The 8,637-nt window shown below is 65.1% G+C and carries 10 protein-coding genes; 7 read left to right on the forward strand and 3 right to left on the reverse strand.

The genetic code is table 11. The features are described from left to right. From WBF82_RS01275 to WBF82_RS01290, 4 genes are all read left to right on the forward strand, one after another. Positions 1-399 (forward strand): redoxin domain-containing protein (locus tag WBF82_RS01275; RefSeq protein WP_424381298.1); only part of this gene is annotated, 399 nt, incomplete at its 5' end. After that, the gene (locus tag WBF82_RS01280) at positions 399-935 is read left to right on the forward strand and encodes an alkyl hydroperoxide reductase (RefSeq protein WP_424381299.1); all 537 of its coding nucleotides are present in this window, start codon (positions 399-401) and stop codon (positions 933-935) included. The genes WBF82_RS01275 and WBF82_RS01280, both read left to right, overlap by 1 nt. An 18-nt stretch (positions 936-953) precedes the next feature. After that, complete coding sequence (locus WBF82_RS01285) at positions 954-1,433, forward strand: nucleoside deaminase (protein ID WP_424381300.1); 480 nt, start codon at positions 954-956, stop codon at positions 1,431-1,433. Further along, on the forward strand, positions 1,430-2,710 hold the full coding sequence (locus WBF82_RS01290) for an alpha-amylase family glycosyl hydrolase (RefSeq protein WP_424381301.1): 1,281 nt from the start codon (positions 1,430-1,432) through the stop codon (positions 2,708-2,710). The genes WBF82_RS01285 and WBF82_RS01290 overlap by 4 nt, the downstream gene beginning before the upstream one ends. Here WBF82_RS01290 and WBF82_RS01295 read toward each other — a convergent pair. Next, entirely contained in the window at positions 2,707-3,138 is a 432-nt protein-coding gene (locus WBF82_RS01295; protein WP_424381302.1) for a DUF1810 domain-containing protein, read from the reverse strand. The genes WBF82_RS01290 and WBF82_RS01295 overlap by 4 nt on opposite strands. A gap of 18 nt (positions 3,139-3,156) precedes the next feature. On the opposite strand from WBF82_RS01295, the gene WBF82_RS01300 reads away from it, so the two are divergent. After that, positions 3,157-4,398, forward strand: a complete 1,242-nt coding sequence (locus tag WBF82_RS01300) for an alpha-hydroxy acid oxidase (RefSeq protein ID WP_424381303.1) — start codon at positions 3,157-3,159, stop codon at positions 4,396-4,398. A 1,113-nt stretch (positions 4,399-5,511) separates the two neighbouring features. Here the strand turns inward: WBF82_RS01300 and WBF82_RS01305 are convergent. Both WBF82_RS01305 and WBF82_RS01310 read right to left on the reverse strand, forming a co-directional pair. After that, positions 5,512-5,742 (reverse strand): hypothetical protein, encoded by a 231-nt coding sequence (locus WBF82_RS01305; RefSeq protein ID WP_424381304.1) that lies wholly within the window; start codon positions 5,740-5,742, stop codon positions 5,512-5,514. A gap of 54 nt (positions 5,743-5,796) precedes the next feature. Next, positions 5,797-6,549: a hypothetical protein gene (locus WBF82_RS01310; protein WP_424381305.1), complete on the reverse strand. Its 753-nt coding sequence runs from the start codon at positions 6,547-6,549 to the stop codon at positions 5,797-5,799. A gap of 159 nt (positions 6,550-6,708) precedes the next feature. Here WBF82_RS01310 and WBF82_RS01315 point away from each other — a divergent pair, with 159 nt between their 5' ends. Beyond that, positions 6,709-7,257, forward strand: a complete 549-nt coding sequence (locus tag WBF82_RS01315) for a CGNR zinc finger domain-containing protein (RefSeq protein ID WP_424381306.1) — start codon at positions 6,709-6,711, stop codon at positions 7,255-7,257. Positions 7,258-7,326: 69 nt separating this feature from the next. Then, positions 7,327-8,637 (forward strand): LON peptidase substrate-binding domain-containing protein (locus WBF82_RS01320; RefSeq protein ID WP_424381307.1); only part of this gene is annotated, 1,311 nt, incomplete at its 3' end.

Raw genomic sequence — 8,637 nt, forward strand, 5'->3', positions numbered from 1 at the left:
GAGATCGCCGCGTTCGGCAAGCTCAACAACGAGTTCGAGGACCGCGACACGCAGGTTCTCGGGGTTTCGGTGGACAGCGAGTTCGTGCATTTCCAGTGGCGTGCCCACCATGAGGACCTCAAGAAGCTGCCGTTCCCGATGCTTTCGGACATCAAGCGCGAATTGGTGGAGGCCACTTGTGCGCTCAACGCCGAGGGCGTCGCCGATCGGGTCACGTTCATCGTCGACCCCAACAACGAGATCCAGTTCGTCTCGGTGACCGCCGGCTCGGTGGGCCGCAACGTCGACGAGGTGCTGCGGGTGCTTGATGCGCTGCAGTCCGACGAGTTGTGCGCGTGCAACTGGCGCCAGGGCGACCCCACGATCGACGCGGGCGAAGAGTTGAGGCGCTCGGCCTGATGGGTATCGACAACTTGAAGGACGCGCTACCCGAATACGCCAAAGACCTCAAGCTCAACCTCGGCTCGATCACCCGCAGCACCGTGCTGAGCGCCGAGCAGCTGTGGGGCACGCTGTTGGCCAGTGCCGCGGCGACGCGGAATGCCCAGGTGCTGACCGAGATTGGCGCCGAGGCCGCTGACAACCTGTCGTCCGAGGCATATCAGGCGGCGTTGGCCGCCGCGTCGATCATGGGCATGAACAACGTGTTCTACCGCGGCCGCGGCTTCTTGGACGGCAAATACGACGACCTGCGTCCGGGATTGCGGATGAACATCATCGGCAACCCCGGCGTAGACAAAGCGAACTTTGAGCTGTGGTCGTTTGCGGTGTCGTCGATCAACGGGTGTTCGCACTGCGTGACCGCCCACGAGCACACCCTGCGCGAGGCCGGTGTCGACCGCGAAGCCATCCTCGAGGCGTTGAAAGTGGCGGCCATCGTATCCGGTGTCGCGCAGGCGATCGTTACGGCTCAAACGCTGGCGGCGATCGGCTAGGCCGTAGACTTCGGCTCTGTGGTCGTGAGCCAGGTCGATCTGCAACGACTGCGTCGCTGCGTCGAACTTGCCCAAACCGCACTCGACAATGGGCACGGCCCCTTCGGCGCGATCCTGGTCGACGCCGAAGGCCGCACCCTCTACGAGGACCACAATCGCGTCACGGATGGCGACCAGACGTTGCATGCGGAGCTGGGGATCGTTCGATGGGCGGTAGCGAATTTGGCTCCGGTTCATCGCATTCGGACTACCGTGTATACGTCCTGCGAGCAGTGTCCGATGTGCGCGGCTGCGCACGCCTGGGCTGGTCTCGGGCGCATCGTCTACGCCACGTCGTGCGCGCAGCTGACCCGGTGGCTGGCGGAATGGCAGGTGCCCACACCGCCGGTGGCCATGCTGCCAATCAACACCGTGGCGCCCAGAGCAGTGGCCGATGGCCCCGCGCCCGAACTCGAGGCGCAGGTGAAATCCCTGTACGAAGCCAGGTACCGGCGGTGACGGTGCCGCCGTGGGTCCGGCATGTGATCTGGTGGCACGTCTACCCACTCGGGTTCGTGGGGGCTTTCCCGGCGACCGCGTCGCCGGATCCTGGTGAACACCGGCTGCGACGGATCGCCGATTGGTTCGACCACGCCATCCAGCTCGGTGCGTCTGGAGTTGCACTGGGGCCGATCTTCTCGTCCCGCACCCACGGTTACGACACCACCGACCACTACCGGATCGATCCTCGGCTCGGTGACGATGACGACTTCGACTACCTCGTCGCCGAAGCGCACCGACGGGGTTTGCGGTTGCTGCTCGACGGTGTGTTCAACCACGTCGGTGTTGACTTCGACGCGGCCGCGCGCTGGTTTCGCGGCCGGCCCGGTCGCTTTCACACCTTCGAAGGACACGACGGCCTGCTGACCCTGAACCACGACAACCCCGAGGTCGTAGACTACACCGCCGACGTCATGACGCACTGGTTGCGACGGGGTGCTGACGGTTGGCGGTTGGACGCTGCGTACGCTGTGCCACACCAGTTTTGGGCTACGGTCTTGCCGAGGGTGCGTGAGCTCCAGCCGGATGCCTGGTTCGTCGGAGAGCTCATCCACGGTGACTACGCCGCGGTGGTCCACGAAACCGGGTTCGACTCCGTCACTCAATACGAATTGTGGAAGGCAATCTGGAGCAGCCTCAACGACGGAAACTTCTACGAGCTGGACTGGGCAATGCAGCGCCACAACAGTTTCGTGCAAAGCTTTCCGCCGCTGACGTTCATCGGCAATCACGACGTCACCCGTATCGCCAGCCAACTGCAGCGTCCTGAGCACCTCGCCCACGCCCTGGCGGTCCTGATGACGGTGGGCGGCATTCCCAGCATTTACGCCGGCGACGAGCTCGGTTACCACGGGATCAAGGAGGAGCGATTCGGCGGGGATGACGCGGTACGTCCGGAATTCGGTTCTCCCCCACTACAAGTGGATGCACGCGGTACCCAGATATGGGGGCTGCACCAATACCTGGTCGGCCTGCGCCGCCGACACTCTTGGCTACATGCCGCGTCGACGTCGGCGTTGCGACTTGATAACCGCTTTTACGTGTACCAGTCACGACACGGCGACGACGCGCTTGTCGTGGCGCTCAACATCGACGACACCGCTTTACAGGTCGTGTTGGGCGAGCTGGGCGTGGGCCAGGCGCACGTCATCGCCGGAAGTGGTGCGCCGCCGCAGGAAGTCGTCGACCGGGTGTCGATCGAGCCGCATGGCTGGCGAATCCTGCGGCCCGTCTAGCTCAGCTGCTCCACCGTGAGCCGATCTTCCTCCCCGTCGTAGTACCGCTCGAGCAGCTCGACAAAGTCCTGATTGTCTGGGGTCGCGCGGGCGAACAATGTCATCGATGAGCGCACCTTCAAGTCGTCGGGAGACCCGAAGATTTCACCGATCGACCGGTCTTGCACGGCGTTGACCAGCCGTGCGCATTCGTGCAACCGCGATCCGAGCAAGTCGTGCCGCAGATACGCCCGGGCTTCGTCGAGCGAGGAGATCGCATATTTGGCGGCCGTCGGACTGCTGCCCAGCCCGGCGATCTGCGGGAAGATGAACCAGATCCAATGGCTGCGCTTGCGGCCGGCCCGCAACTCATCGAGGACGTCCGGGTAAACCCGTGCCTGCGCGTCAACGAAACGCTGGAGATCAAAGGGGTCGCTTGTCGATTCCATGTGCCCTACCGTGGCACAGTGGTCAAACGGCGGGTACCTAAAGTGCGTGACCTGGCGCCGCTGATCCGGTTCCGCAAGCCCCGCTTCGACCGCACCCAACGCCGGCTCGACGAGGCGCAGACCATCCACGATCTGCGGCGCATCGCCAAGCGGCGGACGCCGCGGGCGGCTTTCGATTACACCGACGGCGCGGCCGAGGATGAGATCTCGCTAGGGCGTGCGCGACAAGCCTTCCGCGACATCGAGTTTCACCCATCGATCCTGCGCGACGTCAGCAAGGTCGCGACGGACTGGGAGGTGCTGGGCCAACCGGTGGCGATGCCATTCGCCATCGCGCCGACCGGCTTTACCCGGCTGATGCACACCGAGGGCGAGATCGCTGGTGCCCGGGTGGCCGCGGCGGCTGGGATCCCGTTCTCGCTGTCGACTCTTGGCACCGCGTCGGTAGAAGAGGTGGCGGCTGCTGCTCCGCAGGGCCGCAGGTGGTTTCAGTTGTATATGTGGCGCGATCGGGACCGTTCAATGGGATTGGTGCGGCGGGCAGTCGATGCCGGGTTCGACACCCTGCTGGCCACCGTTGACGTGCCGGTCGCCGGTGCGCGGCTGCGCGACGCGCGAAACGGGATGTCGATCCCGCCGGCGTTGACGCTGCGGACCGTGCTCAACGCCGTACCGCGCCCGCGGTGGTGGTTCGACCTGCTGACCACCGAGCCGTTGGCCTTCGCTTCGCTGGATCGGTGGTCGGGCACCGTCGGCGAATACCTCGACACCATGTTCGACCCCCGCCTTACCTTCGACGACTTGGCGTGGATCAAGGCGCAGTGGCCGGGCAAGCTTGTCGTCAAAGGCATCCAGACCCTGGACGACGCCCGCGCCGTAGTCGATCGCGGTGTCGATGGCATCGTGTTGTCCAATCATGGTGGCCGCCAACTTGATCGGGCTCCCGTGCCGTTTCATCTGTTGCCCGCTGTGGCACGTGAACTCGGCAAGGACACCGAGATCCTGCTTGATACCGGGATCATGTCCGGCGCCGACATCGTCGCTGCAATCGCCCTCGGTGCACGTTGCACGCTTGTCGGGCGGGCTTACTTGTATGGGTTGATGGCGGGTGGCGAAGCTGGCGTTCGTCGCGCCATCGAGATTCTGTCAGGACAGCTGACCCGCACCATGGGGCTGCTCGGTGTCACGTGCCTCGAGGAGCTTTCGCCGAGGCACGTGACGCAGCTGCGCCGGCTGGGGCCGGTAACGCCGCCGCGCTGATGCGAGGTGTCGTGGGCGAGCCCTAAGGTGCGGGCGTTCCTGGCGGCACCGGGCACCAGAAAAGACCGCAATTCATCGAAGCAACCTGCCCCCGACAACTGTGTTGGTCTTGGTCCCGTTGCCGTTGTCAACCATCTTGTGGTACCAGTCGTGGCAGACCGTCATATCCCAGTTCACGGCACCTGGCACCGGGCCGGTCATCGACAGGCCACCATCCGGCGTGATTTGAAAGTTGTACGCCTCCGGCAATGGTTGTCCGGGGCACCATTGCCACCGCCATTGTCGGCGTGAGCGCCAGCCGCTGCCAATCCCACCGCCGCCCCGGCGGCCAGCAGCGCCGAGGTCATCATTCGAGTTGCTGTACGAGCGAAGTTCATCGGGGCATTCCTTCCGATCCTCGTGTCCGCGTTTGGGCCGCTCTTCGTGTTAGGAAATATGAAGTCCGGAAAAGCGGACACTTTGTGAGATTCCAATCGAAATGCGTCTATTGAACTCCGCGGCATGCCTCTACGTACACACATTTCGCCAGGTGCTTTGCCCAGCTCCGCTGCCGATGTCGCCGCCGCCAGCCAGTACGCCGGTCGGCGCGCCGTGGCTGGAGTGTTTTTCACGCAATCGCTACCAACTGCGTTTTACCTAATTTCATCCGCATCGCGGAAACGAGCGTGCAACCATTTGAGGTGTTGTGTCGCTAACAGCAAACGCCCACTGTGGCCCGTTCGGGCCCGCACTTAAGGAGCGATGGATGAATTCTGCGATGGTTTCGGCAGTCCGTGCCACGACAACGACAGCAGTCGCGCTATTTATTGGATTAGCCGCGATGAGTGCGACCGCTCCGGCGAATGCGCTAGCACCTCTTGACGATCCCACCGATCCCGCATGTGTGACGATGCCGTGGTTACCTCAATGCCAGCTCCCAGGGCCCCCGCCACCTCCCGCCACCCCGATGGGTCCGGGGGATCCCGCATGCATCAGTCAGCCCACTAACGGGGCGTGCGCGGGGGGTCCGTACGCTCCGCCTACGCCTCCGCCTCAGCCAAACTCCGGCATTCCCACCGGCCCGGCAGATCCCGCATGCGTCAGCAACCCGAACCCGGTGTGCGCAGGAGGCCCCTACGCTCCGCCAACGCAGCCCGCGGGCACTCCGCCACCGGCAACGCCGGCTGACAACGGGCCGATAGCGCCACCGCCCGACAACGGGCCGGTATCGCCGCCGCCCGACAGCGGACCGATCGCGCCACCGCCCGACGCGCCGATTGCGCCACCGCCAGACGCCCCGATTGCGCCACCGCCAGACGCCCCGATTTCGCCACCGCCGATGGGTGGCGGGATGCCCCATGACATAGGCGCAATGCACGACTTCGGCGGTATGCACATGGGTGGCGGCGGACACATGCGCTAGGCGTGTGTCGGAAGTTGGTCCCTGTCAACCGCGTTGCTGCCGAGGAGCGCCGGCCCGACGGCACGGGCCTTGTTGGGTTCCAGCGCGGCCAGCTTCCGCCACGAGGCGATCGCGCGGCCGGTGAGTGCGGTTATTCGGCTCGCCGTGCTGGCATCCCCGGACGCTAGGGCATGCGCGTTCTGGGCATGCACGACGACTTTGTCCAGCGACATCAGCAAGTCGCTGTCCACGAACCTGGTCGACTCGTACGCGGTTTGGACAGCGCGCATTCCGCGGCCGCGCAGCCTCGTGGCCGCCGCGTGCGCGGCGCGGCCGGCAGCATCCCAGTCCGCCACGGCTGGCATGTGACCCGACACGGCAGCTCGGTGCAGCTCTGCGATATCGAGGATCGCTTTGTGCGCGGTGATCTTGGCGTACTGAAGCACTCCCCAGATTGGATTCGTCAACAGTTCGGCGAGCCACGCATGTACGACGGTGTCGGGAACGTCGGCGGTTCCTACCGTCTGCCAGGCGAGGCCCAGGGCAACGACACTGTTCTCGGGTGACAGGTAGCCGTCCGGCCCCGCCAGCAAATCGTTGCTTGACTGGACGAGCAGGCTCAACGGCCGGGCCGAACAGGTCGGGAAGTCAGTAACCTGCTGGTCGCCGTTGATGTAGGAAACCACGTTCATCGCGCATCCCTTGCCGGAACCGGGCTGGTGCGAGCCTCTGGCCAATCTCAGTGGGTGGGTGATGCGGTAGAGGTCCATTTCGGTTGAGTCCTTTCGCCTTTCACTGCCAAATAGATCGGCTGGTTACTCAGTTAGACGGCGGGGGCGCTGATGGCGTTCACTGAGTCTCTCCCGTTGTAACCGGTCTATACAGTTACACGTTGCGCCTGATGGTGAAACCTGTCAAGGTGGTTACTTGTGACCTTCGTCTACCTGAGCGGCCGTCGATGCCTCGACTTCGTCGGCACCATGAAGCACCGGCACAGCTCGCGCGAGGAGCTGTTGACCACGCCGAAACAGCTGTCTGACTGGGCAATTCAGGCCGGGCTGTTGGACGGCGCCCTCACTGTCACCGGCGATGACCTGGCGGCCGCGGTTGAGTTGCGGGAAGCCATCTACCGGACCGTCGCCGCGCGGCTCGAGGGCCGCCGGCCCCAACCCGCCGACGTCGAACTGCTCAACGAGTGGGCATCGCAGCCTCAGCTGACGCCACGATTGCTGCGAACCGGCGCTGCCCGCCGCGAAGGCACCGCACCGCAACTGCTGGCGAGCGTGGCCGCGGACCTGCTCGATCTGCTCGCCGGCACCGACATCGAGAACGTCAAACGTTGTGCCCATCCGGACTGCACTCGCCTTTACCTGGATGCCTCGCGAGCCAAGAACCGGCAGTGGTGCGGAATGGGCACCTGCGGCAACAAGGCAAAAGTTCAAGCCTTCCGGGCCCGCCAGCGCGCCGCCTCCGGTTAGCAGCCGCATGTCGGGAACAAACTGGATCCGATCCAGGTTGAGCGCATCAGGCTTAACTTTGGAGGATCGATGGCTGAAGCCAAATCAGTGCCGGTGTTGTTTGTCAGTGACCCGATCGTGTTGCCTGGCATGGTCGTGCCGATCGCCCTGGACGATGCTGCTCGAGCGGCCGTCGACGCTGCTCGTGCCAGCGAATCGGGCAAGCTGCTGATCGCCCCGCGGCTCGACGACCGCTACCCGTCCCACGGCGTGCTGGCGACAATTTTGCAGATCGGGCGCATCGCCGGTGGCGGCACCGCCGCGGTCGTGCGCGGTGAGCGCCGGGCGCAGATCGGCGTCGGGGCAAGCGGGCCAGGCGCGGCGCTGTGGGTCGAGGTGACCGAGGTCACCGAGCCGGAGCCCAGCGACGAAACTCGAGCGCTGGCCGCCGAATACAAGAAGCTGTTGCTGGCGATGTTGCAGCGGCGCGAGGCGTGGGAGCTGGTTGACGTTGTCAACCGGTTGACCGATCCGTCGGCGCTGGCCGACATGGCCGGTTACGCGTCGTATGTCACCGGTGTGCAGAAGCGCCAGCTGCTGGAGACCGAGGATGTCGCCGAGCGACTGCGGGTGCTGATCGACTGGACCGGCGACCACCTCGCCGAGGTCGAAGTCAACGACAAGATCGCCGAAGACGTCCGCGCGGGCATGGAAAAGCAGCAGAAGGAATTCCTGCTACGCCAGCAGCTGGCCGCGATTCGCAAGGAGCTCGGGGAGGGTGAACCCGACGGATCGCATGACTACCGGTCTCGTATCGAGGCTGCCGACCTGCCCGACAAGGTCCGCGAGGCGGCGCTGCGTGAGGTCGGCAAGCTGGAACGCTCCAGCGAGCAGAGCCCGGAAGGCGGCTGGATCCGCACGTGGCTAGACACCGTGCTCGACCTGCCGTGGAACACCACGACCGAAGATTCGACGGATCTGGCCGCGGCGCGCGACATTCTGGACGCCGATCACCATGCGCTGGAGGACGTCAAGGACCGCATCGTCGAGTACCTGGCGGTGCGTGCTCGTCGGAGCCGGCGCGGATTGCAGGTCGTCGGCGGCCGCGGCTCTGGCGCGGTGATGGTACTGGCCGGTCCGCCTGGGGTCGGCAAGACATCGCTGGGTGAGAGCGTCGCCCGCGCGCTGGGCCGCAAGTTCGTTCGCGTCGCTCTGGGCGGTGTGCGCGACGAGGCCGAAATCCGCGGGCACCGACGCACTTACGTCGGCGCGCTGCCCGGACGCATCGTCCGGGCGATCGGCGAAGCCGGCTCGATGAACCCCGTCGTGTTGCTCGACGAGATCGACAAGGTCGGTTCGGACTACCGCGGCGACCCCGGCGCGGCGCTGCTGGAGGTACTT

It is taken from the genome of Mycobacterium sp. (genome assembly GCF_049673265.1).
Taxonomy (GTDB): Bacteria; Actinomycetota; Actinomycetes; order Mycobacteriales; family Mycobacteriaceae; genus Mycobacterium.